This is a genomic window from Modestobacter sp. VKM Ac-2977, assembly GCF_026968045.1.
Taxonomy (GTDB): domain Bacteria; phylum Actinomycetota; class Actinomycetes; order Mycobacteriales; family Geodermatophilaceae; genus Modestobacter.
In genome coordinates this window covers 1,099,137-1,123,285 of sequence record NZ_JAPVBQ010000001.1, presented here as the reverse complement: position 1 = coordinate 1,123,285, position 24,149 = coordinate 1,099,137, and the positions used below count along the sequence as shown (strand labels likewise).

The 24,149-nt window shown below is 73.0% G+C and carries 25 protein-coding genes and 1 tRNA gene; 12 read left to right on the top strand and 14 right to left on the bottom strand.

What is annotated here, in order from left to right; all coding sequences use genetic code 11:
- Nucleotides 1-136: 136 nt before the first annotated feature.
- The 5 genes from O2V63_RS05500 to O2V63_RS05480 all read left to right on the top strand — a co-directional run bounded on the left by O2V63_RS05500 (nucleotide 137) and on the right by O2V63_RS05480 (nucleotide 5,504).
- Nucleotides 137-1,339: an acyltransferase domain-containing protein gene (locus O2V63_RS05500; protein ID WP_269166541.1), complete on the top strand. Its 1,203-nt coding sequence runs from the start codon at nucleotides 137-139 to the stop codon at nucleotides 1,337-1,339.
- Nucleotides 1,336-2,304, top strand: a complete 969-nt coding sequence (locus O2V63_RS05495) for a beta-ketoacyl-ACP synthase III (protein ID WP_269166540.1) — start codon at nucleotides 1,336-1,338, stop codon at nucleotides 2,302-2,304. The genes O2V63_RS05500 and O2V63_RS05495 overlap by 4 nt, the downstream gene beginning before the upstream one ends.
- Before the next feature lie 100 nt (nucleotides 2,305-2,404).
- On the top strand, nucleotides 2,405-2,650 hold the full coding sequence (locus O2V63_RS05490) for an acyl carrier protein (protein ID WP_166757665.1): 246 nt from the start codon (nucleotides 2,405-2,407) through the stop codon (nucleotides 2,648-2,650).
- Between the two features lie 102 nt (nucleotides 2,651-2,752).
- Entirely contained in the window at nucleotides 2,753-3,994 is a 1,242-nt protein-coding gene (locus tag O2V63_RS05485; protein WP_269166539.1) for a beta-ketoacyl-[acyl-carrier-protein] synthase family protein, read from the top strand.
- 94 nt (nucleotides 3,995-4,088) lie between these two features.
- Entirely contained in the window at nucleotides 4,089-5,504 is a 1,416-nt protein-coding gene (locus O2V63_RS05480; RefSeq protein WP_269166538.1) for an acyl-CoA carboxylase subunit beta, read from the top strand.
- 219 nt (nucleotides 5,505-5,723) lie between these two features.
- Here the strand turns inward: O2V63_RS05480 and O2V63_RS05475 are convergent, their stop codons facing one another.
- Nucleotides 5,724-6,191, bottom strand: a complete 468-nt coding sequence (locus tag O2V63_RS05475; protein ID WP_269162376.1) for a DUF3145 domain-containing protein — start codon at nucleotides 6,189-6,191, stop codon at nucleotides 5,724-5,726.
- A 328-nt stretch (nucleotides 6,192-6,519) separates the two neighbouring features.
- Here O2V63_RS05475 and O2V63_RS05470 point away from each other — a divergent pair, with 328 nt between their 5' ends.
- Nucleotides 6,520-7,995: an arylsulfotransferase family protein gene (locus tag O2V63_RS05470; RefSeq protein ID WP_269166537.1), complete on the top strand. Its 1,476-nt coding sequence runs from the start codon at nucleotides 6,520-6,522 to the stop codon at nucleotides 7,993-7,995.
- A gap of 25 nt (nucleotides 7,996-8,020) precedes the next feature.
- Nucleotides 8,021-8,097, top strand: a tRNA-Ile gene (locus O2V63_RS05465).
- Nucleotides 8,098-8,200: 103 nt separating this feature from the next.
- Here the strand turns inward: O2V63_RS05465 and O2V63_RS05460 are convergent.
- The 9 genes from O2V63_RS05460 to O2V63_RS05420 form a co-directional block, all read right to left on the bottom strand.
- Nucleotides 8,201-9,658, bottom strand: a complete 1,458-nt coding sequence (locus O2V63_RS05460) for a glycosyltransferase (protein ID WP_269166536.1) — start codon at nucleotides 9,656-9,658, stop codon at nucleotides 8,201-8,203.
- A gap of 276 nt (nucleotides 9,659-9,934) precedes the next feature.
- Nucleotides 9,935-10,084 carry a hypothetical protein gene (locus O2V63_RS05455; RefSeq protein ID WP_269166535.1) on the bottom strand — a complete coding sequence of 50 codons (150 nt, stop codon included), beginning with the start codon at nucleotides 10,082-10,084 and terminating at the stop codon, nucleotides 9,935-9,937.
- 156 nt (nucleotides 10,085-10,240) lie between these two features.
- Nucleotides 10,241-10,732, bottom strand: a complete 492-nt coding sequence (locus O2V63_RS05450) for an SRPBCC family protein (protein ID WP_269166534.1) — start codon at nucleotides 10,730-10,732, stop codon at nucleotides 10,241-10,243.
- A gap of 146 nt (nucleotides 10,733-10,878) precedes the next feature.
- Nucleotides 10,879-11,523: an SRPBCC domain-containing protein gene (locus O2V63_RS05445; RefSeq protein ID WP_269166533.1), complete on the bottom strand. Its 645-nt coding sequence runs from the start codon at nucleotides 11,521-11,523 to the stop codon at nucleotides 10,879-10,881.
- Nucleotide 11,524: 1 nt separating this feature from the next.
- On the bottom strand, nucleotides 11,525-11,932 hold the full coding sequence (locus tag O2V63_RS05440) for an ArsR/SmtB family transcription factor (RefSeq protein WP_269166532.1): 408 nt from the start codon (nucleotides 11,930-11,932) through the stop codon (nucleotides 11,525-11,527).
- 71 nt (nucleotides 11,933-12,003) lie between these two features.
- The gene (locus O2V63_RS05435) at nucleotides 12,004-12,840 is read right to left on the bottom strand and encodes an ABC transporter ATP-binding protein (RefSeq protein ID WP_269166531.1); all 837 of its coding nucleotides are present in this window, start codon (nucleotides 12,838-12,840) and stop codon (nucleotides 12,004-12,006) included.
- Nucleotides 12,837-13,889: a FecCD family ABC transporter permease gene (locus tag O2V63_RS05430; RefSeq protein ID WP_269166530.1), complete on the bottom strand. Its 1,053-nt coding sequence runs from the start codon at nucleotides 13,887-13,889 to the stop codon at nucleotides 12,837-12,839. The genes O2V63_RS05435 and O2V63_RS05430 overlap by 4 nt, the downstream gene beginning before the upstream one ends.
- On the bottom strand, nucleotides 13,886-14,929 hold the full coding sequence (locus O2V63_RS05425) for a FecCD family ABC transporter permease (RefSeq protein ID WP_269166529.1): 1,044 nt from the start codon (nucleotides 14,927-14,929) through the stop codon (nucleotides 13,886-13,888). Before O2V63_RS05425 ends, O2V63_RS05430 begins: the two co-directional genes overlap by 4 nt.
- The gene (locus tag O2V63_RS05420) at nucleotides 14,926-15,948 is read right to left on the bottom strand and encodes an iron-siderophore ABC transporter substrate-binding protein (RefSeq protein WP_269166528.1); all 1,023 of its coding nucleotides are present in this window, start codon (nucleotides 15,946-15,948) and stop codon (nucleotides 14,926-14,928) included. The genes O2V63_RS05425 and O2V63_RS05420 overlap by 4 nt, the downstream gene beginning before the upstream one ends.
- 166 nt (nucleotides 15,949-16,114) lie before the next feature.
- On the opposite strand from O2V63_RS05420, the gene O2V63_RS05415 reads away from it, so the two are divergent.
- The gene (locus tag O2V63_RS05415; protein WP_269166527.1) at nucleotides 16,115-16,603 is read left to right on the top strand and encodes a DUF2505 domain-containing protein; all 489 of its coding nucleotides are present in this window, start codon (nucleotides 16,115-16,117) and stop codon (nucleotides 16,601-16,603) included.
- Nucleotides 16,604-16,643: 40 nt separating this feature from the next.
- A complete protein-coding gene (locus O2V63_RS05410) occupies nucleotides 16,644-17,048 on the top strand; it encodes a hypothetical protein (protein WP_269166526.1) in 405 nt (134 codons plus the stop codon).
- Here O2V63_RS05410 and O2V63_RS05405 read toward each other — a convergent pair.
- Nucleotides 17,036-17,494: a DUF5313 family protein gene (locus O2V63_RS05405; protein WP_269166525.1), complete on the bottom strand. Its 459-nt coding sequence runs from the start codon at nucleotides 17,492-17,494 to the stop codon at nucleotides 17,036-17,038. The genes O2V63_RS05410 and O2V63_RS05405 overlap by 13 nt on opposite strands.
- Before the next feature lie 143 nt (nucleotides 17,495-17,637).
- On the opposite strand from O2V63_RS05405, the gene O2V63_RS05400 reads away from it, so the two are divergent.
- The gene (locus O2V63_RS05400) at nucleotides 17,638-18,120 is read left to right on the top strand and encodes a GAF domain-containing protein (protein ID WP_269166524.1); all 483 of its coding nucleotides are present in this window, start codon (nucleotides 17,638-17,640) and stop codon (nucleotides 18,118-18,120) included.
- A 12-nt stretch (nucleotides 18,121-18,132) separates the two neighbouring features.
- Here the strand turns inward: O2V63_RS05400 and O2V63_RS05395 are convergent, their stop codons facing one another.
- Nucleotides 18,133-18,915, bottom strand: a complete 783-nt coding sequence (locus O2V63_RS05395) for a hypothetical protein (RefSeq protein ID WP_269166523.1) — start codon at nucleotides 18,913-18,915, stop codon at nucleotides 18,133-18,135.
- 63 nt (nucleotides 18,916-18,978) lie between these two features.
- Here O2V63_RS05395 and O2V63_RS05390 point away from each other — a divergent pair, with 63 nt between their 5' ends.
- Together O2V63_RS05390 and O2V63_RS05385 are read left to right on the top strand one after the other, a co-directional pair.
- The gene (locus O2V63_RS05390; protein WP_269166522.1) at nucleotides 18,979-20,775 is read left to right on the top strand and encodes a carbon starvation CstA family protein; all 1,797 of its coding nucleotides are present in this window, start codon (nucleotides 18,979-18,981) and stop codon (nucleotides 20,773-20,775) included.
- Nucleotides 20,772-21,215: a hypothetical protein gene (locus tag O2V63_RS05385; RefSeq protein WP_269166521.1), complete on the top strand. Its 444-nt coding sequence runs from the start codon at nucleotides 20,772-20,774 to the stop codon at nucleotides 21,213-21,215. Before O2V63_RS05390 ends, O2V63_RS05385 begins: the two co-directional genes overlap by 4 nt.
- Here the strand turns inward: O2V63_RS05385 and O2V63_RS05380 are convergent.
- Nucleotides 21,154-22,590, bottom strand: coding sequence for a M20/M25/M40 family metallo-hydrolase (locus tag O2V63_RS05380; RefSeq protein WP_269166520.1), 1,437 nt, complete (start codon nucleotides 22,588-22,590; stop codon nucleotides 21,154-21,156). The genes O2V63_RS05385 and O2V63_RS05380 overlap by 62 nt on opposite strands.
- Complete coding sequence (locus tag O2V63_RS05375) at nucleotides 22,587-24,098, bottom strand: MFS transporter (RefSeq protein WP_269166519.1); 1,512 nt, start codon at nucleotides 24,096-24,098, stop codon at nucleotides 22,587-22,589. Before O2V63_RS05375 ends, O2V63_RS05380 begins: the two co-directional genes overlap by 4 nt.
- Nucleotides 24,099-24,149 lie beyond the last annotated feature (51 nt).

Genomic DNA, 24,149 nt, shown 5'->3' with positions numbered 1-24,149 from the left:
GTGGTCTCTCGGCCCGACACGCGGCCTCGGAGTCGGGTTGCCGGCCCCCCGTTTGGAGGGATCCTCCAAGAAGAGGTCGCAGATCTTCGTGGGCGATGCCAGCCCGCGGAGGCCGCCGGGCTGGCACGGTGAACACGTGTTGGCCGTCCTCGCCCCCGGACAGGGTGCCCAGAAGCCCGGGATGCTCACCGACTGGCTCGAGCTCCCCGGCGCAGAGTCCTTCTTCCGCTGGGCCGGTGCGATAGCCGACGCCGACCTCCTGGAGCTCGGCACCACCGGTGACGCCGAGGCCATCAAGGACACCGCGGTCACCCAGCCGCTGGTCGTCGCGATGAGCCTGTTCATCGCCCGCGAGCTCGGTGGGATGCCCGGGCCGGTGGTGCACTCCCCGCACGCCGGGCGGGACGTCGTGATCACCGGGCACAGCGTCGGCGAGCTGACCGCCGCTGCACTGGCCGGTGTCCTCTCCGTCGAGGCGGCGATCGCGCTGACCGCCGTCCGCGGCCGGGCCATGGCCCGCTCCTGCGCGCAGACCCCGACCGGGATGTCCGCCGTCCTCGGTGGTGACCCCGACGAGGTGCTCGCTGCCCTCGAGCAGCACGGCCTGGTGCCGGCCAACCGCAACGGTGGTGGGCAGATCGTCGCCGCCGGCCCGCTCGACGGCCTGGCCGCCCTCAAGGCCGACCCGCCGACGAAGGCCCGGATCATGCCGCTGTCGGTGGCCGGGGCGTTCCACACCCACCACATGGCCTCCGCCCGCGCCGAGCTCGAGGCGCTGATCGGCGGGCTCCGCCCGGCCGACCCGAGCCGGCTGCTGCTCTCCAACGCCGACGGCGCCGCGGTCGACAACGGCGCCGAGGTGCTCTCCCGGCTGGTCAGCCAGGTCACCAGCCCGGTCCGCTTCGACGCCTGCCTGGCCACCCTGCGCGACCTGGGCGTCACCGCCGTGCTGGAGCTGCCGCCCGCCGGCGCACTGGCCGGCCTGGCCAAGCGCGAGTGGAAGGGCTCGGACATCGAGGTGCTCGCGCTGACCAGCCCCGCCGACCTGGACCGCGCCCGCGAGCTGATCGACGCCGAGCGCGGCCGGGCCGAGGCCGAGCACTCCCCCGACTGGCGCGTCGTGGTCTCCCCCGTCCGGGGCACCGTGCGCCCGGCCGAGGTCCCCGAGGGCACCCGCCTCCCCGCCGGGAGCCCGCTGGGCTCCGTGCAGAGCCGGCGCGAGGAGGTCAACGTCTCCACCGGCTACGACGGCGTCCTCGCCGAGTGGCTCGTGCACGACGGCGACCTCGTCGACGCCGGTGACCCGATCGCCCGTCTCTACCCGGAGGTGTCCGCGTGACCACCATCAAGCTGCGGGAAGGAGCCCCCGGCGCGAGCATCCTCGGTCTGGGCTCCTACCGCCCCCGCCGCCGGGTGACCAACGACGAGCTCGCCCAGGTGATGGACACCAACGACGAGTGGATCCAGTCCCGCGTCGGCATCGCCGAGCGCCGCTGGGCGTCGGAGGACGAGACGCTGGTCGACATGTCCATCGCCGCCGGCGGCAAGGCGCTGGCGGCGAGCGGGCTGGCGCCGGACCAGATCGACCTCGTCATCGTGGCCAGCGCGAGCCTGACCGCCCCGATCCCGGGCATCGGCCCGCAGGTCGCGCACCGGCTGGGCATCCCCCGCCCCGGCGCCTTCGACCTCAACGCCGGCTGCGCCGGGTTCTGCTACGCGCTCAGCGTGGCCGCCGACGCCATCCGCACCGGCGAGGCCACCAACGTGCTGGTGGTCGGGGTCGAGCGGCTCAGCGACGTCACCGACCAGACCGATCGCAGCACCGCGGTGATCTTCGCCGACGGGGCCGGGGCCGCCGTCCTGGGCCCGACCGACGAGCCCGGCATCGGCCCGGTCGCCTGGGGCAGCGACGGTGACCAGTACACCGCCATCGAGATCGCCGCCGGCCGCTCGACCATGACGATGGCCGGTCAGACCGTCTACCGCTGGGCCACCACGAAGCTGACCCAGACGCTGGTCGAGGCGATGGAGAAGGCCGGCGTCACCGCCGCCGACATCGACGTCTTCGCCCCGCACCAGGCGAACCTGCGGATCATCGAGTCGATGGCCAAGAAGCTCGGCTTCGGCGAGGACACCGTGATCGCCCGCGACGTCGTCCAGTCGGGCAACACCTCGGCCGCCTCCGTCCCGCTGGCGCTCACCGCGCTGATGGAGTCCGGCGAGGCCAAGTCCGGCGACCTGGCCCTGGTGCTCGGCTACGGCGCCGGGCTCACCTTCGCCGGCCAGGTGCTGCGCCTCCCCTGAGGCGCCGACCCGACCGACCACAGACCCCCGGGACACCCGTCCCGGACGAGGTGGGGACCCTCCCGGGCTCCCGCCACCCACGCCAGAGAGAGGACCCCGCGTGCCCAGCACCGCAGACATCCAGGCCGGTCTCGCCGAGATCCTGGAGGAGGTGGCCGGGGTCGCCCCCGCCGACGCCACCCCCGAGAAGTCCTTCACCGACGACCTCGACGTCGACTCGCTGTCGATGGTGGAGATCGCCACCGCCGTCGAGGACAAGTTCGGCGTCGCGATCCCGGACGACGAGCTCGCCAACATCAAGACCGTCGGCGACGCGATCTCCTTCATCGAGAAGAACCAGGGCTGAGGAAGGACCACCCTTCCCCCCACGCGGGCGCCTGAAGGGTGGCCGACCAGCTCCACCACCCGGCCGTCCGGCCAGGCCCAGCTACTACCAGGAGGAACGTCCATGAGCACCCCCACCGCTGACGTCGTCGTCACCGGGCTCGGCGCCACCACGCCCCTCGGTGGCGACGTGGCCTCCACCTGGGAGGCGCTGCTGGCCGGCCGGTCCGGGGTCAGCCGGATCACCGACGACTGGGCCAAGGAGTTCCCGGCCCAGCTCGTCGCCCGGCTGTCCACCGAGCCGGCCGACGTGCTCGACCGGGTACGGATCCGGCGGCTGGACCGCAGCCAGCAGGTCGCCGTGATCGCCGCCGAGGAGGCCTGGCGCGACGCCGCCGGCGCCGACTCCGGCGTCGACCCCCTGCGGGTCGCGGTCGTGTTCGGCACCGGCATCGGCGGTGCGGTGACCCTGCTCGACCAGAACGACATCCTCGGGAGCAAGGGGCCCAAGCGGGTCTCCCCGTTCACCATCCCGATGCTCATGCCCAACGGCCCGGCCGCGGCCGTCGGCCTCGCCGTCGGTGCCAGGGCAGGGGTGCACGCCCCGGTGAGCGCCTGTGCGTCCGGGGCCGAGGCCATCCGCTGGGGCCTGGACCTGTTGCGGCTGGACCGCGCCGACATGGTCGTCGTCGGCGGGACCGAGGCCTGCATCCACCCGCTGCCGATGGCCGGCTTCTCCGCGATGCGCGCGATGACCACCCGCAACGACGAGCCCGAGCGCGCCTCCCGCCCGTTCGACAAGGGCCGCGACGGCTTCGTGCTCGGCGAGGGCGCTGCCGCCCTCGTCCTCGAGCGCGCCGACGCCGCCACGGCGCGCGGCGCTAAGATCCACGCCCGGCTGGCCGGCGCCGGCGGCACCGCCGACGGCTACGACCTCGTCGCCCCGCACCCCGAGGGCGAGGGCGCCGGGCGGGCGATCACCGCCGCCATCCGGGACGCCGGGCTGACCGCGGCCGACATCGGCCACGTCAACGCCCACGCCACCTCCACCCCCATCGGCGACACCGCCGAGGCTGCGGCGATCCGCGACGCGATCGGCGAGCACCCGCTGGTCACCGCCACCAAGAGCCAGACCGGGCACCTGCTCGGCGCGGCCGGTGCACTGGAGTCGGTGTTCTCGATCCTGGCGCTGCGCGAGCAGATCGTGCCCGCGACCGCCAACCTCGACGACCCCGACGACGACGCCGCCGTCCAGGCCCTCGACATCGTCCGCCGCGAACCGCGGAAGGCGACCTTCTCCGCCGCGCTGAACGACTCGTTCGGCTTCGGCGGCCACAACATGGCCCTGGTGTTCACGACGGCGTGATGCAGGACCCCGCTGCCCCCCACCAGGCGCGACCTCGCAGCGGGACCCTGCAGCGCGGCCGCACCCTCCCGACCCGCGCTTCGAGGAGTTGCTCATGACCACCGTCTCCGTCGCCCCGCCGACCACTCCGACCGTCGACCCGCGGGACCCCGAGGACCGGCTCGCCCGGTTCTTCGACCCCGGCTCGATGCAGTTGCTGTCGGCCCGGGACACCTCGGGGGCGCTCGCCGCCCGGGGCACCGTGGCCGGCTCCCCCGCCGTCGCCTACTGCACCGACGCCACGATCATGGGCGGTGCCATGGGCCTGGACGGCTGCCGGCACATCGTCGACGCGATCGACACCGCCCTGCGGGAGCGGGTGCCGGTCGTCGGGATCTGGCACTCGGGCGGTGCGCGGCTGGCCGAGGGCGTCACCGCCCTGCACGCGGTCGGTGAGGTGTTCGCCGCGATGGTGCGCGCCTCGGGGCGGGTGCCGCAGGTCTCCGTCGTCCTCGGCCCGGCCGCGGGTGGGGCGGCCTACGGGCCGGCGCTGACCGACCTGGTGATCATGGGCCCGGCCGGGCGGGTCTTCGTGACCGGCCCGGACGTCGTCCGCTCGGTCACCGGTGAGGTCGTCGACCAGGAGCAGCTGGGCGGCCCGGACACCCACGGCCGGCGCTCCGGTGTCGTGCACGTGGTCACCGACACCGAGGCCGAGGCCCTGGAGACCGCCCGCCAGGCCGTCGACCTGCTCGCCGCCCAGGGCACCTTCGCCCCGGCCGCCGAGGAGCCCGCCGTCGACCTGATGGCGCTGCTGCCCGAGCAGCGCAACCGGGCCTACGACGTCAAGCCGCTGGTCGCCTCGCTGCTGGACGGCCCCGGGCTGGAACTGCACCCGCGGTTCGCACCCAACGTGGTGACCACGCTGGGTCGGCTGGCCGGCCGGACCGTGGGCGTGATCGCCAACAACCCGCTGCGGCTGGGCGGCTGCCTGGACTCCGCGTCGGCGGAGAAGGCGGCCCGCTTCGTCCGGATGTGCGACGCCTTCGGGGTGCCGCTGGTCGTGCTGGTCGACGTCCCCGGCTACCTCCCCGGCGTCGGCCAGGAGTGGGACGGCGTGGTGCGCCGCGGCGCCAAGCTGCTGCACGCCTTCGCCGAGGCCGTGGTGCCGCGGGTGACGCTGGTGACCCGCAAGTCCTACGGCGGCGCCTACATCGCGATGAACGCCCGCTCGCTGGGCGCCACCGCCGTGTTCGCCTGGCCGGGCGCCGAGGTCGCCGTGATGGGAGCGAAGGCCGCCGTCGGCATCCTGCACCGCAAGAAGCTCGCCGCTGCCCCGCCCGGTGAGCGCGAGGCGCTGCACGCCCAGCTGGCCGCCGAGCACGAGCGGATCGCCGGCGGGGTCAACCGCGCCCGCGAGATCGGCGTCGTCGACGAGGTCGTGGAGCCGGCGCAGACCAAGCGCCGGCTGGTCGCCGCGCTGGCACAGGCGCCCTCCGGCCGGGGAGCGCACGGCAACATCCCGCTCTGAGCCCAGCACGCACAGCGGCCCGGCACCCTCCGCGGAGGGTGCCGGGCCGTTGTGCGTGTTCGCCCCGGGATCAGGTGACCTGATCGCGGGGGGACCTACCGCGCGGTCTGCCGTGGGGTGGGTGCCCACACGGTGCGGGAGGACGAGCAGACGGCGGTCGAGTCAGGACGCCGTCCGCTCCCACTGTCCGCCGCGCTCACGAGTGTGGCGAGCAGGTCCTCAGACGACCTGGTGCAGCCAGGTGGCCGGGGTGGCGTCACCGGCGTAGCGGTAGGCCTCGAGGTCTGCGTCCCAGGCTGAGCCGAGCAGGGCGTCGACGCCGTGCCGGAAGGCCTCCACCGAGGTGGCGGTCGCGGCCAGGTGCCGCAACTGCTGCTCGCTGATGACCAGGTCGCCGTTGGCGCTGACCGGCGACCGGTGCACGCCGTGCCCGGGCACGTAGGACATGCGCTCGCCGTCGTTGCCGTGGCTGGCCTCTTCGGTGACCTCGAAGCGCAGCATCGGCCACTGCTTGAGGGCAGCGACGAGCTTGGCCCCTGTGCCGGGGGCGCCCGTCCAGGCGATCTCGGCACGGTAGGCCCCGTGCGCCACGGGCTGGTCAGCCCATGACAAAGACACCGGCGCGCCGAGAACGCTCTCGAGCGCCCATCCGACGTGCTGGCAGAGCGCCTTCGGGCACGCGTGCACGAAGACGACACCCTGGGTTGACCGTCGCTGCACGGCGCACCTCCATCGACTCGACTGGTTCGTCTTCCCCAACGGACCTGTCGCGCGATGACTGCATTCGTACCTCGGCGGCTCCAGGAGCAACCGATCGACAGTTTGCCTGATCGTGACCTTGCTGCGCCAGTGCGGAGCGGTCCAGATGAGACGTCTGGGACTGGAGTGGTCCAACGAGACGGATGATCCAGCAGGTCAGAGCATCGATTGACGCGACACGTGGACATTCTGGGCAGGAGATGTCCACGGTGTCGCAGCGCCTGCGAGGATCCCTGGCCACTGCGAGGATCCCCGCATGCCGCGGACCCGGTCCCTGCCCCTCGCGATGTGCGCCAGCATCTCATCACTGGCTCTCGTCGCCGGCTGCGGCACGGACGGCGGCGCGGCGGAGGAGGAGGCCGAGGTCTCGGTCGGGCCCGCCGTGCCGGCGTACGTCAGCCGCCCCGACCTCACCGCCCCCGACATCGAGATCACTCCGGCGGCGGCCGCACCGGAGGCGGACGGGTCGGTCGTCCTGCTCGGACCGAAGAGCGACGGCGCGCCGCTCAACGGGGTGCTGATCGTCGACGAGACGGGCGAGCCGATCTGGATCCACCCGACCGAGAGCCGCAGCTACGACGTCCGCGTGCAGGAGCTCGACGGCGAGCCGGTGCTGACCTGGTGGCAGGGCACCAGCCCGGTGGTCGGGATGGGGCTCGGGGAGTTCGTCGTCGTCGACGACTCGTACCGGGAGATCGCCACGATCACCACCGGCGGCGACGTCGAGCCGGGGCAGGCCGACATCCACGAGGGGCGGCTCACCTCCGACGGCACCGCGCTGATCGCCGCCTACGTCAAGGAGCAGATCGACCTCACCCCGGTCGGCGGCCCCGAGGACGGCTGGGTGTGGGACAACGTCGTCCAGGAGGTCGACGTCGAGACCGGTGAGGTGCTGTTCTCCTGGCGATCGCTGGACCACGTGCCGCTGGAGGCGACCAAGAGCGAGTTCTCCGACGACGTCGGCACCGAGGACGAGCCGTTCGACTACTTCCACGTCAACTCGGTCGCCGAGGACGCCGACGGGTCGCTGCTCATCTCAGCGCGCAACACCTGGGGGGTCTACGACGTCGACCGGGGGTCCGGCGAGGTGCTGTGGACGCTGGGCGGCGAGGAGAGCGACTTCGAGCTCGGTGACGGAGTGGAGTTCGCCTGGCAGCACGATGCGGAGCGGCAGGCCGACGGCACGCTGACGCTGTTCGACAACCAGTCCGAGCCGGACATCGGCCCGACCTCGCGCGGGCTGCGACTGGCGCTCGACGAGCAGGCCAAGACCGCGACGCTGCTGACCGAGTACCTGCCGCCCGACCCCGACCGGCTGGCCGGCAGCCAGGGCAGCCTGGAGGTGCTGCCGAACGGCAACGTCTTCATCGGGTGGGGGTCGCGGCCGTACTACTCGGAGTTCGACGCCGACGGCACGCTGCTCTGGGACGCCGCACTGGGCAGCGGCGACAACTACCGCGCCTACCGAGCCGAGTGGAGCGCGACGCCGGCGGACCCGCCGGACGCGGTGCTTGCCGACGGCGCCGTGCACGTCAGCTGGAACGGTGCGACCGAGGTCGCCTCCTGGCGCCTGGTCGCCGGGGAGGACGAGGTGGCAGCGGAGGCCGGGGAGCCGGTCGCTCGGTCCGGGTTCGAGACCCGCCTGCCGGTGGACGGCGACCCGGCGTACCTGGCCGTCGAGGCGCTGGACGCCGAGGGGCGCGTGCTCGGCAGCACCGTGCCGAGCGAGTGAGGGCGACCGCTAGCGTGAACGCCCTGGGGCGGTAGCTCAGCCGGTCAGAGCATGGGACTCATAATCCCTGGGTCGTGGGTTCGAGCCCCACCCGCCCCACCACTCGATCCACCGCTCCCCCGTGCTCCGCGCGTCGGCGACAGGGTTGGCACGCCCTGGAGGACGGCCCCCGCTCAGCCGCGTGTGCAGAACGAGGGCTTCGATGTCAGTGGGCGACCGCCGGGCTCAGGAACTGATCCTCCGACTGCACAGCGACCACGTTCGCTGACGCGGGGGCCACCGGAGCCGCCTGCACCTCGACCGCGGCACGGGTCCCCCAGGCGCTCTGCCGCAGCGTGGCCAGGGAGTACAGCCTCAGTGGCAGCAGCACCAGCACGTGCAGCATCCCGTAGGCGGGAGCAAGGAGGAAGGCGCCGGCCTGCTGCCACCGCGACCAGTCCGGCCGCTGAACACTGAACACGTGCACCGACCGGCCGTAGCCGGCGAGCACGATCCACCCCAGGTAGTCGATCAGCAGCACCTGCCCCGTGAACGCCGGGATGACGAACGCGGTCATCAGCAGGCCGACGGTGAAACCGGCCCAGGACACCGACTCGACAGCGGTGAGCCACCACGCCACCCGCCGCGGCGACAGGTGTGTCAGCGCCCACCAGGACTCGCGGAAGAACGACTTGCCCCACCGAATCTGCTGCCGGATCAGGTGTCCGCTCTTCTCCGGGACGGCCGTCCGAGCCACCGCCCCACGAGCCAGCACCACGTTGCCGTGCAGCAGCGACAGGTTCGTGAGGTGTCGGTCGTCCCCCGCGACGGCCGGCGCCCCCAGGAACGTCTGCCCCAGGAACTCGTCCAGGTGCTCCTTGACGATGGCGGCCCGCCAGAACGCCAGCGACCCACACACGCAGAGCACGGACCCCAGACGCGAGTAGGCGGCCCGCTCGTACAGGAAGGCGTTCACGTACCGCAGGTCCAGCAGGCGGGGCAGCAGACCCTCATCCTGGTTCAGAGCAACCACGGTGCCCGTGACGGCGGCGGTCTCTGGATCAGAGAACGGGGCCAGCCCTCTCCGGATGGCGTCGGCTTCCAGGACGGTGTCGGAGTCGACGCACACGAACACGTCCACCTGGTCGGCGAGGGCACGGAACGCCTGCCCCATCGCCTCGCGCTTACCTGCGTTGGGCTGATGGACGACGGTGGCGTGCGGACGAGTCGCCGCCCACAGCTGGGCCACTCGCCGAGCGTCGGGGAGCGTCGACCCGTCGTCGACGATGTAGACCGCGGTGGGGACGTGCGTCTGGGCGTCGATGCTCGCCAGGGCACGGCTGAGGATCGCCGGGTCCTCGTTGTAGAACGGGACGACCACGGCGACGCGCAGGTCCGGGGGGCGTTTCCATCGGCGGGCGGGCAGCAGGGACAGCAGCAGCTTCCCGCCGAGGAGCACGGCCACGGCCGTGCCGTAGACGGTCCACCCAGGAGTGCCGCGCCAGTCGAACCAGGCCAGGGCGGCGACGAGGATGACGACGAACAGCGCGGTGATCAGCCACGGGTTCGGCGCAACGGTGATGGCATCGTCGCGGACTCGATTGCCCTGGTAGCGGTACCTCCGACTCAGGTGCCGGGCTGTCTCGTCACTCTTTGCAATGGAACGATCAATGTGCGTAACCACAGAGAGTGAGCCTAGCGGCGCAACTTCGGACTGAAACCCCGTCCTTAGTCACACAGTGTAGCTGTTGACGACCATGGGTCGGTAGTTGAGACTGCAACCGGAATCGCCGTCCGCGCATGACTCGCAACAGTGCGTAACCGCCCCGAGGTGTGGACGTCCCGGAGCACGGCGGTGCGCCGGGGTACGACCCACAGACCTCGGGCGACGGGGCCCAGTTGCCCATCGAAGTCCCCCGCGGCCGGCACTGCCGCCCGCGACCTGACGGCCTCGAGACCGTCAGCTCCCGGGTGTGCCCTGCAGGACGTCGGCGCGCGGGGCGGTGTGGTGGCGGCCCATCGGCAGCATCAGCGGCTTGCCCGAGGTGGTGTCGACGATCACCTTGCTGTCCAGGCCGAAGACGGCGCGCACGCACTCCTCGGTGAGCACGTCCTCCGGAGTGCCGGTGGCGTGGAATCGCTCACCAGAAACCCGAACGTGGGAGCGCCAGTCCCCGATCGTGATCACGCCCTGGTGATCCCGTGACCGGGCGCGTCGAACAGCTGCCGATCGTCGTCGAAGACCTTCGGTGCTGATTGCGGCAGATCAGTTCTGCCCGTCGCGGACGTCCTTCCCCTGTTCGGCGAACTCCTTGAAGTCCTGCATGTGCTGTTGCGCCTGCTTGCGGAAAGAGCCGGGCATGAGCAGCCCCACCAGTCGCATCAGCAGACCGTTGAACCGGTACTCGCTCTCGCTCTCCCAGAGCGTCGTCTCTGGATCGGCTTCGGTCAGCCGGTCGCGTACGACGCTCCACATGCCCGCGCCGACGACCTCGCGGTCGAAGTGGACGACGATCCCTGTGGGGATCTCATGCAGGTCTGCCGGCTCCCGGCGTGTGATCGTCTCGGTGAGTTCCATCTCCCGTTGCCCCGACTGCATCACGACCCGCGACCTGGTCCCGAGCTGCCCGTGTGTCCCACTCACCGGCTCGTGCAGCACCAGGCCCCGCAGCCACTTCGGGAAATGTGCCGGGTCGGCGAGCAGCTGGGCCACGCCCTCCCGCGGCAGGGCGATCCGGATCGAGTTGGTCTGCTTCATGGCTCGTGCTCCTCAAGTGTGGGACGACATGCCGTTTGTGCCATTCGTCCGGCTCCTCGACGGAGGTCTGAGATCCGTCGAGATCGACCGTTCTCATCGGCGGTTCGAGCGCCAGGGATGCTGGTCAGCCGACCGCAGCGGGGATGTCAGGTCGGGTCGGGTGCGTAGAACTCGGTGGTGGCCTCGACTGCCGCCGCGACGTGCTCCGGTTCGCCGCCGGCGGCCAGGTGAGCCTGTCCCCAGGCAGCGGCGCTGCGCCGGATGAACTCCCGCCCCTCGGGCGACTTCTGGACCCCCTCGTGGTCGGCGGCCTCTCCATCGGCCAACAGCTGGGCCAGGGCGAGGAGAGCCAGGTCCCAGCCAACGCCGCCGGCGCCGGGGCCGTAGGTCGGGAAGAGGGGCTCCTCGACGACCGCTGCGTGGACCAGTTCGAATGCGGTGTCGCCGGTGGGGCCCGGGAGCAGGCGCACTTCCACTTCGCTCGTGCCGGGCCACGCGTCGGCGTCCGGCCCGTAGAGCCAGGACACCTTCAACAGACGCGGCGGCTCGCACCGGAGGATCTCGCCGTGCTCACCACCGTCCAGCTCGAACTCCCCACCGAGCCGCAGGTCCCCGGTGACCGGTCTCAACCAGCGATGCAGCCGCTCGGGGTTGGTGAGGGCATCCCAGACGTCGTCGATCTGCGCTTCGTATCGACGCCGCACCTCGACGGTGTACGCGTCGCCGGCAGGCACGCTGCCTCTGCCCACAGCCCGGCGCGCGGCAGCCAGTTCGTCCAGTACGTCCTTCATGTCACGTCCCCCTCGCTGAAGGATCGGTCGCGTCCGCATCGGTGCCGGACTCGGCCGGTCGTGGGGGCTCCCCGCCAGTCGCAGGCCGAGCTGCACGCTTGCCCCGGGCCAGCTCGGTCCCCAGGGCGTCGAGGCGTTGTTCCCAGAACCGGCGAAAGCGGTCCAGCCATGCGTCGACCTCGCTCAGCGCCGCGGGTTCGACGGCGTAGAACCGGCGAGCGCCCTCAGCTCGCACCGAGGTGAAACCGCTGTCACGCAGCACGCGCAGATGCTGTGAGACAGCCGGCTGGGAGATCGCGAACTCAGCCCGGAGCACGTCCGTGATCGCGCCAGAGGTCTGCTCGCCGTCGGCGAGCAGCTCCAGGATGCGCCGGCGTCGAGGGTCGCCGAGGACGTCGAACGCGTGCATGATCCAGAAACGTACCGGCTCCCGGTTATATAAGCCAGGTCTGGTTCCCTGCCTTGCGTCCTCCCGGCGGTTCAGCTGCCGGACGTGCTCTGCAGGACGTCGGCGCGCGGGGCGGTGTGGTGGCGGCCCATCGGCAGCATCAGCGGCTTGCCCGAGGTCGGGTCCACGATCACCTGGCTGTCGAGCCCGAACACCGCGCGCACGCACTCCTCGGTGAGCACGTCCTCCGGGGTGCCGGCGGCGTGGATCTGCCCACCGGACAGCGCGACCAGGTGGTCGGCGTAGCGGGCGGCCAGATTGAGGTCGTGCAGCACCATCACGATCGTCGTCCCGCGGGTCCGGTTGAGGTCGGTCAGCAGGTCGAGAACCTCGATCTGGTGCGCGACGTCCAGGAAGGTGGTCGGCTCGTCGAGCAGCAGCAGGTCGGTCTGCTGGGCCAGCGCCATCGCGATCCACACCCGCTGGCGCTGCCCGCCGGAGAGCTCGTCGACGGCCCGGTCGGCCAGCGGCGTCGTCTCCGTCGCGTCGAGGGCGGCCGCCACCGCGGCGTCGTCCTCCTTGCTCCAGCGGGAGAACACCCGCTGGTGCGGGTGCCGCCCTCGGCCGACGAGGTCGGCGACCGTGATCCCCTCCGGCGCGATCGGCGACTGCGGCAGCAGACCGAGCGTGCGGGCCAGTTCCTTGGCCGGCAGCCGGTGCACCGCCTTGCCGTCGAGCAGCACCCGCCCGCTGCGCGGGGCCAGCAGCCGCGACATCGACCGCAGCAGCGTCGACTTGCCGCAGGCGTTCGCCCCGACGACCGCGGTGATCCGCCCGGGCGGCACCAGCAGGTCCAGGCCCTCGATCACGGTGCGCTCGCCGTAGGCCAGCGTGAGGTCCTCGGCTGCCAGTGAGTGGGTGGCGGTCACAAGGAGCCTCCGGTGCGGTTGCTGCGGACGATCAGGTAGATGAGGTACGGCGCCCCGAGCACGCCGGTGATCACGCCGACCGGGTAGCGGGTGCCGAACGCGTACTGGCCGCACAGGTCGGCCACGAGCACGAGCAGCGCCCCGACCAGCGCGGCAGGCACCAGCAGCGAGCCGTTCGGCCCCACGAGCCGCGCTGCGATCGGGCCCGCCAGGAACGACACGAACGCGATCGGACCACACGCGGCGGTGGCGAAGGCCAGCAGGGCGACCGCGGCGACGATCGCGATGACCCGGGTGCGCTCCACCCGGACCCCCAGCGCGGAGGCGGTGTCGTCGCCCAGCTGCAGCGCGGAGAGGTTGCGTGTCTGCCCGAGCAGGACCGGCCCGAACACCAGCAGCGCCACCAGGGCCGGCACGGTCGCCTCCCAGGTGCTGCCGTTGAGGCTGCCGGTGAGCCAGCGCAGCGCCTCCGCGAAGTCCCACGCCCCGGCCTTCGACAACACGTAGGAGGTGATGCTCTTGCCCATGGCGGCGACGCCGATGCCGATCAGGATCAGCCGGGTGCCGGCGACGCCGTCCTTGAACGCCAGCATGTAGATCAGCAGCGCCACCCCGAGCGCCGCCACGATCGCGGTGACCGACACCGCGGTGCCGGACCAGCCCAGGATCACGATCGCGAAGGCCGCCGCGGCGCTGGCCCCCGAGGTGATGCCGATGACGTCGGGGCTGGCCAGCGGGTTGCGCAGCATCGTCTGGAACGTGACGCCGGCCAGGCCGAAGCTGAGCCCGGCCACCACCGCCAGGACGGCGCGCGGCAGCCGCAGCGTCCCGACCGTGAAGGACGCCCCGGGGACGTCGGAGCCCAGGACGACGCGGAGCACGTCCCCGGGCGGGTAGAAGGTGCGCCCCACCATCAGCGTCACCGCGAAGGCGACCAGGACGGCGAGCGCGAGCAGGGTGATCACCAGCCGCCGGCGGGCCGCACGGCGGACGCGCCCGCGGGCGACGGTGTCGACGGTCGAGGGCGCTGGGGTGACGACGGCGGTCACAGCTCGCGCACCTTCTGCCGGCGGACGATCGCGATGAAGAACGGGGCGCCGATGATCGCGGTGAGGATGCCGACGTCCAGCTCGGTCGGGCGGGCCACGATCCGGCCGAGCACGTCGGCGCCGGTCAGCAGGCACGCGCCGGCGATCGCGGAGAAGGGCAGCAGCCAGCGGTGGTCCACGCCCACCAGCAGCCGGCACAGGTGCGGGACGACGAGCCCGACGAACCCGATCGGCCCGGCGACCGCGGTGGCGGCGCCGCACAGCAGGACCGACCCGAGCGCGGCCACACCCCGGGCGAGGGCGACCCGCTCCCCGAGGCCGGCGGCGAGCTCGTCGCCCAGGGCGAGGGAGTTCAGACTGCGCGCGGACAGCAGGCTGACGACCAGGCCCAGGAGGAGGAAGGGCGCCACGGTGCCGATGCCGTCGAACGTGGCGCCGCCGACGCCGCCGATCTCCCAGGACACGACGTTCTCCACGATGTCGCCGCGGGGCAGGGCCACCGCGGTGATGAACGAGGTGAGCGCGGCCGAGGTGGCCGCGCCGGCCAGGGCGAGCTTCAGCGGGGTCGCCCCACCCCGACCCAGGGAGCCGACGGCGTAGACGAAGACCGCCGCGACGCCGGCGCCGACGATCGCCGTCCAGACGATGCTGGTCGCCGAGAACAGGCCGAACCAGGCGATGCCGGCGACCACCGCGAGCGAGGCGCCCATGTTGATGCCGAGCACCCCCGGGTCGGCCAGCGGGTTGCGGGTGACGCCCTGCATGACCGCACCGGACAGGCCCAGCGCAGCGCCGACGACGACCGCCAGGACCGTGCGCGGGATCCGCTTGGTCACCGCCGCCTGCCCGATGTTGTCCGTGGACCCACCGAGCGCGGCGAGGATGTCGGACCAGCCGACCCCGCGGGAGCCCACGGCGACCGAGAGGGCCATCAGGGCGACCAGCAACCCGACCACGACCAGCAGCCAGAGGAACCGGACCGGCCCCGGGCGCCGCACGACGGCGGCGTCCGGGGCCGGGGTGGCCAGGACCGAGGTCATGCTGCCTTGTCGGCGGCCTCGGCGAGCAGGTCCACGTAGTCGTCGAGCACCCAGGGGATGGCCAGCGGCGTCGGGTTCGCCGCCGTGCCCAGCGGGGTGTCCGGGAGCAACACGATCGACCCGTTGGCGACCGCCGGGATCTGCGACAGCAGCGGGTCGGCGTTCAGCGCGTCGACCAGCTCCTGGCCGCCGTACGTCACGATGATGTCGACGTCGTCGAACACGTCGACCTGCTCGGCGCTGACCGTCCCGGAGAACTGCTCGCTGTCGGTGGAGGCCTCGGCCACGCTGGACGGGGTGGACAGCCCGAGGTCCTCGAAGAAGGCGCTGCGGGTGTCGTACGGGGTGTAGTAGCTGACCTCGCTGAGGTCGCTGGTGTCCACGTGGGTGAGGAACATCGTCGACTTGCCCTCGAGCTCGGGGTGCTCGGCGACGGTGTCGGCGATGTCCTGCTCGATGTCGGCGATGAGCTCGTCACCCTCCTCGGCCATGCCCATGCCGGCGGCGTTGACCTCGATCATCTCCCGCCACGGCGTCGCCCACGGCGCCTCCGGGTAGGCCACGACCGGCGCGATCTCACTCAGCGTGTCGTAGTCCTCCTGGGTCAGCCCCGAGTAGGCGGCGAGGATGACGTCGGGGTCGGTGTCGGCGACCGCCTCGAAGTCGATGCCGTCGGTCTCGTCGAACAGCACCGGGGTCTCGCCGCCCAGCTCCTCGAGCCGCTCGGAGACCCACGGCAGCATGCCGTCGCCGTCGTCGTCACCGAAGTTGGCGGCGGCCATGCCGACCGGGACGACGCCGAGGGCCAGCGGAACCTCGTGGTTCGCCCAGTTCACCGTGGCCACCCGCTCGGGCTCGGACTCGATGGTCGTCGTCCCGAAGGCGTGCTCGACGGTGATCGGGGTGAAGTCCGCGGCGGCGTCGGTCTCGACGGCCGAGGAGTCCGACGAGCAGGCGGCGAGGCCGCTGGCGAGCAGTGCTGCTGTGGAGACCGTGACCAGTCTCGGGGCGCGACGCATGGGGTCCTTCCGGGTGGTGGTACAGCGCCCGTGCGGCACGACGCGAGGCCGACAGGACGAGCAACTGAGGTTTGCCTAACGCAACTTAGGGTGTGCTTGCCCAGTTGTCGATCACGAGCTGGTCACAGTGCGGCCGACCCGGCGCGGACGGCGCACACCGCCGACGATGGAGATCGTGCCCATCGACTCCGCCAGCAGCTACCCCGCCACCCCGGACGCCGTCCTCGCGCTCCTGACCGACGAGCAGTTCCTCCGCGACCGCGCCGCCGCGCTGGGCGCGCAGGTCCAGGGGGTGACCGTGGCCGGCACCAGCACCAGCACCCGGCTCGCCGCCCCCACCACCGGCATCCCGCCGGTGTTCGCCCGCTTCGTCGGCTCGTCGGTCTCCGTGGTCGAACGCAGCGCCTGGAGCCCGGACGGCGCCGGCGGCCACCGCAGCGAGCTCGACGTGCAGGCCGAGGTGTTCGGCCGGGTCGTCCAGGTCACCGGTGAGCGGCGGCTGGTCCCGGACCCCACGGGCACCCGGTCCACGGTCACCGGCGACGCCACCGTCGACGCCCCGCTGATCGGCCGGCAGGCGGAGGGCGCGGTGCGGGAGCTGGTCACGGTGGTGCTGCGCAAGGAGGACGAGCTGCTCCGCCGCCGACTGCGCTGACCGCAGCCGACGGTCAGGAGTGTCGGTCGGCTCGACGAGGATGGCGGTCATGGTGGCCTTCTTCCTCCCGCGAGCCAGCGACGACGAGCAGGCCGAACGGCTCTACGAGGCACTGGCCGAGTTCGCCGGCTGCGAGCCGGCCCCGCCCGGGCAGCGGGTGCACTCGATCGCCTTCGGGCAGGACGGCGCCCAGTGGGTCGCCGAGGTGGGCGAGCAGCTCTCCGGCCGTCGCACGACCCAGCAGCTGCGCCGCGGGGAGCTGATCGAGCGCACCGAGGAGCTCTCCTCCCCCACCCGGGTGCTCGCCGTCTACCCGGGGACGCCGTTCGTCGTCGTCACCGACGCCCAGCCGATCACCGGCGCCCCCTCGGAGTGGGCCAACCCGTTCACCGCCGTGCCCGACCAGGTCACCTGGTTCGAGGCCCCGGGGGCTCAGCGGCCCTGACGCTCCCGGTAGCGGGCGGCCCGCTTGTCCGCTGCCGCCCGCCGCTTGGCGGTCTGCTCGGCGTCCCGGCCGGCCTGTGCCCGGTCGCGGACCGTCTGGGCGGTGCCGACCGGGTAGCCGGCCTTCTTCACCCGGTTCTCGGTCGTCTCGGTCATGTAGGCGAAGGAGAAGATCAGCCCGAGCAGCAGCCCGCCGAGCGCGGTCATGCCGCGGATCCAGAACGGGCCCGGGACGAGCAGCAGGACCAGCGCGATCGGCACCGCCATCTGCACCGCGGCCCGCAGCACGTGCCGCCAGCCCCAGCTGGCGGTCGTGGTGTCGTGCAGCACCCAGCTGCGGTGCCGCTCGGGCAGCCCGCCGCCCATCGCGTACCAGAGCCAGCGCAGGACGCCGGGCCGGACCGGCTCGCCGGTGGGCTCGGGTCCCGCGGACCTGCTCGTGGCCATGGCCTGCACGGTACCGACGGCCGGCCACCCCAGCCGTCGCCGAAGGTGAGCGGAGGACCACGCTACGGTGGGTTCGCACCGGTACCGGATCGGCCCCGTCCGCGGACGTTGACGCCTGCCCGAGGAGGCGGATCATCGGGAGCATGGTCCCGCTCGTCGTGGACGACGTCGTTCCCTTCGAGGACTGGCGGGCGGCCGCCCGCGCCTCGCTCGCCTTCCTGCACCGCACCGTCGGCCTGGACGTGTGGATGGTCACCCACCTCGAGGAGCCGACACAGGTGGTGCTGTTCTCCCATCCCCAGGAGGTCATCCCCCAGGGCACGGTCGTGCCCTGGGAACAGAGCTTCTGCCACTCGATGGTCAGCGGGGTCGGCCCCCGGGTCGCCACGGTCGCCGCCGCGACCCCCGCCTACCGCGACCTGATGACCGGGCACGCCGAACGGGTGGCCGCCTACATCGGCGTCCCGCTGGTCACCCGCGACGGCGCGGTGTTCGGCACCCTCTGCGGCGTGGCCTCCCGCGCCCAGCCCCGCACGCTGACCCGGCACCTGCCGCTGGTCGAGATGACCGCCCGGATGCTCAGCAGCCTGCTGCCCGCCCCCACGCCGGAGGGCCCGACCGACTGACCCCCGGGCCGGTCAGCGGTGGCCGGCCGCCCGCAGGGCCTGGACGCAGCCGCGTTCCAGCGCCCGCTGCCGCCGCACCCGCGCACGCAGGCCCGGCACCGGTTCCAGGGCCCGGTCCTCGGCCGGCTGCACCCCGGTGAGCCGGCCGTCGGCGGCGTGGCCGCTGGTCACGTGCACGGTCCACCGCTCGACGTCGGGCACGGACAGCTCCTGACCGACCAGCACGGCCGGTCCGCGGACGTCGGGCGGTGCCCCGGTCAACGCCAGCGGGTCGGCGTCCCAGTCGGCGACCCGGACGGTGCGCACGTGCAGCCCGTCGTCGTCGACGGCGAGCACCGCGTCGGCCGGACCGTCCCGGCGCCCGCCGGGGACGACGTCGACCGGGTCGAGCAGCAGGACCAGCCGCGGCAGGTACCACCAGTGCTCCCGGCGCAGCATCGGTGAGTCCGCCAGCGCCCGGGACGGCGGGTGCTTGCGCAGCTCCTGGTCCAGCAGCTGCTCGGTGAACAGGCTGCCGTCGCCGTCCTCGACCAGGGTGAGGCGGCCGGTGGCGACCAGCGGCTCCCAGCCCGGGCCGGTCAGCCGCGGGTCGGAGAGCACCAGCGCCGCCTCGCCACCCGCGGCGGCCGCGCGCGCCGCCTCGACCTGGGCCCAGGGCAGGGCCACCGCCGCCCGGTCCCCCAGCCACAGCGGCACCACGCCCAGTGCGCCGGGTGGCTGCCCGCTGCGCTGCCACACCAGCTCGGCGACGCCGGCGGCGCGGACCGCCGCGCCCAGGGCCGTGGTGCCTGTCACAGCAACTGTCTACTCTTCGCCCTGCGGTGGCCGCTCGGCCGCCCGGGACGTGGGGGGTTGTCCGTGCCCGCATTCGCCGTGGCCGCCGTGGTCGGGGTGCTGTTCTTCCTCGGCTACCGGTACTACTCGAGCTACCTGGCCCGCAAGGTCTACATCCTGGACCCGGCGTTCCGCACGCCCGCGCACGAGTTCAACGACGGCGTCGACTACGTGCCGACGAACAAGCACGTGCTCTTCGGCCACCACTTCACCTCCGTGGCCGGGGCCGCCCCGATCGTCGGCCCGGCCATCGCGGTGTTCTGGGGCTGGGGACCGGCGCTGGCCTGGATCGTGCTCGGCACCATCTTCGCCGCCGGTGTGCACGACTTCGGGTCACTGGTGGTCTCGGTGCGGCACAAGGCCAAGAGCATCGGGACGCTGGCCGGCGAGGTGGTCAACGGCCGGGCCCGGATGCTGTTCCTGGCGATCATCTTCTTCCTGCTGACCCTGGTGAACGCCGTCTTCGCGGTGGTCATCGGCAACCTGTTCGTGGCCAACCCGGGCGCGGTCATCCCGATCGTGGTGGAGATCCCGCTGGCCATGCTGATCGGCCAGTACATCTACCGGACCCGCTCCTCGGCGCTGATCCCCTCCATCGTCGGCGTCATCGTGCTGTACGCGCTGATCCTGGTCGGCAACGCCTTCCCGATCGAGCTCGACGGCCTGGCCGAGGCCCTCGGCGTCGAGCAGACCCGCAACGTCTGGGTCGTGCTGCTGTTCGCCTACACCTGGATCGCCTCCCGCATCCCGGTGTGGGTGCTGCTGCAGCCCCGCGACTACATCAACAGCCACCAGCTCTTCATCGCCCTGGCCGTCATCGCCGTCGGCGTCATCGTCGGGATGAACACCATCCAGGCCCCGGTGGTCAACGACGTCCCGGAGGGCTCGCCCAGCTTCTTCCCGTTCCTGTTCATCACCATCGCCTGCGGCGCCATCTCCGGGTTCCACTCCCTGGTCTCCTCGGGGACGACGTCCAAGCAGCTGGACACCGAACCGGACGCCCGCTACGTGGGCTACATGGGCGCGGTCGGCGAGGGCTCACTGGCCACCGGCGCCGTGCTCGCCGCCACCGCGGGCGTCGCCGCCTCGCAGGCGGACTGGGAGGCGCTCTACCCCGACTTCGCCACCGCCTCCGGGGGCGCCACCGAGAACTTCGTCGACGGCGTCGCGGTGTTCGCCAACAACATCGGCATCCCGCTGGACCTCGCCACCATCTTCGCCGCCGTGGTGGTGATCAGCTTCGCCGCGACCACGATGGACACCGGCGTGCGGCTGCAGCGCTACGTCGTGCAGGAGATCGGCGAGATCATCAAGGTCCGGGCGCTGGCCCGGAACCTCACCCTCGCCACCACCGTCGCGGTGCTGATCCCGCTGGCGATGGCCCTGCTGCCCGGCGGCGGCGAGGCCGGCTACACCTTCGGCGTCCTCTGGCAGCTCTTCGGGACGACGAACCAGCTGACCGCGGGGCTGGCGCTCTCCGTCATCGCAGTGTGGGTGACCCGCCAGGGCCGCAACCCGCTGGCCGTGCTGATCCCGCTGGTGTTCCTGCTGGCGATGACCTCCTGGGCGCTCATCGTCAACCTGCAGCGCTTCGTCGAGGCCGACAACTGGGTGCTCGCCCCGCTGGACGCGCTGATCTTCCTGCTGGCGATCTGGCTGATGGTGGAGGCCGCCCTGGCGCTGCGGACGGCGTTCCGTGAGCGTTCCCAGCCCGGCGCCGAGGCGCGGGGCACGTCCGACCCGGCGGTCGCCCGGGCGAACCCGACGTCCCCCACCGACGACTCCGAGCTGGGCCAGACGTCCCGCGACGACCGGCAGTGAGACACCGGGTCGTCCTGGTGCGGGGGCCCCGCGCTGCCGCGGGGTCGGGCGGCTGCTGCAGCGGGGCCGCCCGCCCCTTCGACGAGGGCGGCGGCCACCGGCACGCCGCCCCGGCCGACGAGGTCGGCGCGGTCTACCGGGCGCTGCGCACAGCACTCCCCGACGACGTCGCCGTGGAGGTCGTCGCGCCGACGAACTGGCTCTGGCTGGTCCCGGCCCTGGTCACCGACGGGCGCCGCCGCGGACTGCGCGGCGCAGCGCTGCGGCGCTCGGTGCGGGCCGGGATCGCCGTGGAGTCGCTGATCGTCGACGGGGCGGTGCTGGCCTCGGGCCGGCTGCCCTCCCCCGCCGCCGCGGTCGCCGCGGTGACGGCCGAGCTCACGACCGCTGCAGCAGCTCCCGGTAGAACGCCACCCCGCGAGCCAGCGCCGCCACGGTGAGGTGCTCGTCGGCGGCGTGCAGGGACGCCAGCTGCGCCGAGCTGAGGTCGAAGGGCATGAACCGGTAGACGCTGTCGCTGATCTGGGCGAAGTGCCGCGCGTCGCTGGCCTGCACCATCAGGTACGGGGTGACCGTCGCCGCCGGGTGGGCCGCCTGGATCGCCGCGGTCAGCGTCGCCCAGGCCTCGTTGTCCGTCCGGGACACCGGCGACGGGTCGTCGGCGCGGGTCGCCTCCAGCCGGACGCTCGGGTCGTCGATCACCCCGCGGATGCGCTCGATCGCCGACTCGGCCGTCTCCCCGAGCACCACCCGCACGTTGGCCATCGCCCGCGCCCGGGTCGCGAGCACGTTGGGTGCCCGGCTGCCCTCCAGCTGGGTGATGGCCACCGTCGTCCGGACCAGGGCGCTGGCCTCCCGGCCGGCGCGGGACAGCAGGCCGGCGAGCGCCGGCCGCAGCAGTGCGGCGTGCGCGTACACCGCGCGGTGCCCGGCCGGGGCGTGCCGGCCGACGGTGTCGACGAGCGCCAGCACCACGTCGCTGACCCGGGCCGGGAAGGGCTGCTCGTCCAGCCGGACCAGGGCGCGGGCCAGCCGTGCGGTCGCGCCGCCGCGGACCGGCGAGGAGGCGTGCCCGCCGGCGTCCTCGGTGGTCAGCTCGAGGTCCACGACCCCCTTCTCGGCGATGCCGACGACGGCGATCGGCCCGGGGACGCCGGGGAAGACCCCGGTGACCACGGCGCCGCCCTCGTCGACGACCGCCCAGGGGCTGATGCCCCGTGCGGCGAGCGTCTCGGCCGCCGTCCGTGCCCCGGAGCCGGCCACCTCCTCGTCGTTGCCGAAGGAGAGGTACACGTCCCGGGCCGGGTGGAACCCCTCGGCCAGCAGCGACTCCACCGCCTCCAGGACGGCGACCAGGGCGCCCTTGTCGTCGATGGCGCCCCGGCCGTGCACGACGCCGTCGATGACCTCCCCCGCGAACGGGTCGTGCGTCCACGCCTGCCCGTCGGCCGGGACGACGTCGTAGTGCGCCATCAGCACCAGGGGCGGTGCGTCGCTGCCGCTGCGCCAGTGGAACAGCATCGCCCCGGAGCCCAGCAGCTCCAGCTCCAGCTCCCGGTGGGTGTGCGGGTAGAGCTCGCCCAGCCGCTCGCGGAAGGTGCTGAAGACCGACTGGTCGACCTGCTCGGGGTCGCGCCGGGACACCGTCGGGATCCGGATCAGCTGCGCGAGGTGGTCGGCGGCCCGGCAGGCGTCGACCGCCCCGACGTCCGCGTGCGGCACGTCCGGGCGGGCCGGTGGCCGGAATCGGCGCACCCGGGTGAGGGCGGCGCCGGCTCCCACGGCGGCTCCGGTGGTCAGCAGTGTCCGCTTCATCCAGCTGTCTCCTCCCGGGCCGCGACGGTGCGGTCCTCGGTCTGCGCGGGGTCGGCGAAGGCCAGCCGCGGGACGAACACGAGCGCGACAGCGGCGATCAGCGCCGTGCTGCCGCAGATGGTCCAGACGGTCACGTACCCGGTGAGCGACCCGGCGGTGCCCTCGACCCCGCCGGCCAGCACGGGTGCACCGGCGGCGAGGGCGAGGGCGAACACCGACGACGCGAACATCCCGCCGATGACCTTGGTGGTGTTGGTGAGCCCGGTGGCGACGGCGGTGCGGCCGGCCGGGGCCGCCGCGGCTGCTGCGGCGGGCAGGGCCGCGACGAGGGCACCCGACCCCACCCCGGCGACCGTCATGCCGGCCAGCACCTGGCCGAGCTGGTCGTGGAACGGCACCAGCAGCAGGTAGCCCGTGGCGACCAGCGCCGCCGCCCCGATGAGGGTCAGCCGTGGCGTGGTGAGCCGGGAGACCCGGGCGAACTGGCTCGCGCCGACCAGCATCGAGACCACGTAGGCGCCGATGACCAGCGACACCGAGCTGGTCGACAGGCCGAGGCCGTAGCCGTAGACGTCCGGGTCGGTGCGGGCGAACGTCGACAGCGGCCCCTGTGCGCCCAGCACGCTGACCCCGAACAGGCCCGCGGTCAGCTGGACCGGCCACATCGCCGAGCTGCGCAGCACCCGGAAGTCGACCAGCGGGTCCGGCTGCCGCAGCTCGTAGCGCACGAACGGCCACACCAGGAGGAGACCGGCCGCGACCACCAGCCACGGCCACGCCTCGTCACCGTTGAGCCGGACGAAGGTCAGGCCCCCGGTGACCACCAGCAGGACGGCGGTCAGCAGCGCGGCGCCGCCGGAGTCGACGACCCCCTGCATCCGGTCGGTCCCCTCCGGCACCAGCCTCCAGACGACGACCACCACCCCGACGACCAGCACGCCGGGGGCCAGCAGCACCAGCCAGAGCGCATCGCCCAGCAGGTCGCCGATCACCCCGCCGGTGAGCGCCCCCACGATGGCGCCCAGCTGCAGCGCGGCGACGATGAGGCCGGTGGCCCGCCGGGTGCGGGCCGCGGTGTCCGGCAGCCCGCGGGAGCGGCTGTAGATCAGCGCCACCTGCAGCGGGAGCCAGGCCGCGTAGACGCCCTGCACGGCCCAGGCCAGCAGGAACACCGGGAAGGTCTGGGCGAACGCGAGCACGATGGTGGCCACCGCGACGACGGCCGCCGACCAGAGCAGCATCCGGCGGTGCCCGTGCAGGTCACCGAGCTTGGCCAGCACCGGGACGGCGATCGCCGACAGCATCAGCTGGCCGGCCTCGAGCCAGTTGACGTCGGCGTCGTTGATGCCCAGGTGCCGGGCGATGTCGGTGAGCAGCGGGATGTAGTACCCCTGCAGGACGCCGCTGGTGAACTCGACGAACACCAGGTAGCCGACGACGCCGGCCGTCATCCGGGCCTGCCACCGCCCCGCCCGACTGCCGCTGCGCTGCGTCGCCGACTGCTGCATCGAGCCCGCTCCTCGCTGTGGTGGGTCCGGGGCGGCCAGCATCGACGAGGT

Bases quoted from the DNA above. Each gene is read 5' to 3' on its own strand.
- O2V63_RS05450 (WP_269166534.1), bottom strand. From the start codon at position 10,732: ATGAAGCAGACCAACTCGATCCGGATCGCCCTGCCGCGGGAGGGCGTG.
- O2V63_RS05400 (WP_269166524.1), top strand. From the start codon at position 17,638: ATGGTCCCGCTCGTCGTGGACGACGTCGTTCCCTTCGAGGACTGGCGG.
- O2V63_RS05425 (WP_269166529.1), bottom strand. From the start codon at position 14,929: ATGACCTCGGTCCTGGCCACCCCGGCCCCGGACGCCGCCGTCGTGCGG.
- O2V63_RS05380 (WP_269166520.1), bottom strand. From the start codon at position 22,590: ATGAAGCGGACACTGCTGACCACCGGAGCCGCCGTGGGAGCCGGCGCC.
- O2V63_RS05420 (WP_269166528.1), bottom strand. From the start codon at position 15,948: ATGCGTCGCGCCCCGAGACTGGTCACGGTCTCCACAGCAGCACTGCTC.
- O2V63_RS05470 (WP_269166537.1), top strand. From the start codon at position 6,520: ATGCCGCGGACCCGGTCCCTGCCCCTCGCGATGTGCGCCAGCATCTCA.
- O2V63_RS05405 (WP_269166525.1), bottom strand. From the start codon at position 17,494: ATGGCCACGAGCAGGTCCGCGGGACCCGAGCCCACCGGCGAGCCGGTC.
- O2V63_RS05375 (WP_269166519.1), bottom strand. From the start codon at position 24,098: ATGCAGCAGTCGGCGACGCAGCGCAGCGGCAGTCGGGCGGGGCGGTGG.
- O2V63_RS05415 (WP_269166527.1), top strand. From the start codon at position 16,115: ATGGAGATCGTGCCCATCGACTCCGCCAGCAGCTACCCCGCCACCCCG.
- O2V63_RS05480 (WP_269166538.1), top strand. From the start codon at position 4,089: ATGACCACCGTCTCCGTCGCCCCGCCGACCACTCCGACCGTCGACCCG.
- O2V63_RS05440 (WP_269166532.1), bottom strand. From the start codon at position 11,932: ATGCACGCGTTCGACGTCCTCGGCGACCCTCGACGCCGGCGCATCCTG.
- O2V63_RS05485 (WP_269166539.1), top strand. From the start codon at position 2,753: ATGAGCACCCCCACCGCTGACGTCGTCGTCACCGGGCTCGGCGCCACC.
- O2V63_RS05445 (WP_269166533.1), bottom strand. From the start codon at position 11,523: ATGAAGGACGTACTGGACGAACTGGCTGCCGCGCGCCGGGCTGTGGGC.
- O2V63_RS05410 (WP_269166526.1), top strand. From the start codon at position 16,644: ATGGCGGTCATGGTGGCCTTCTTCCTCCCGCGAGCCAGCGACGACGAG.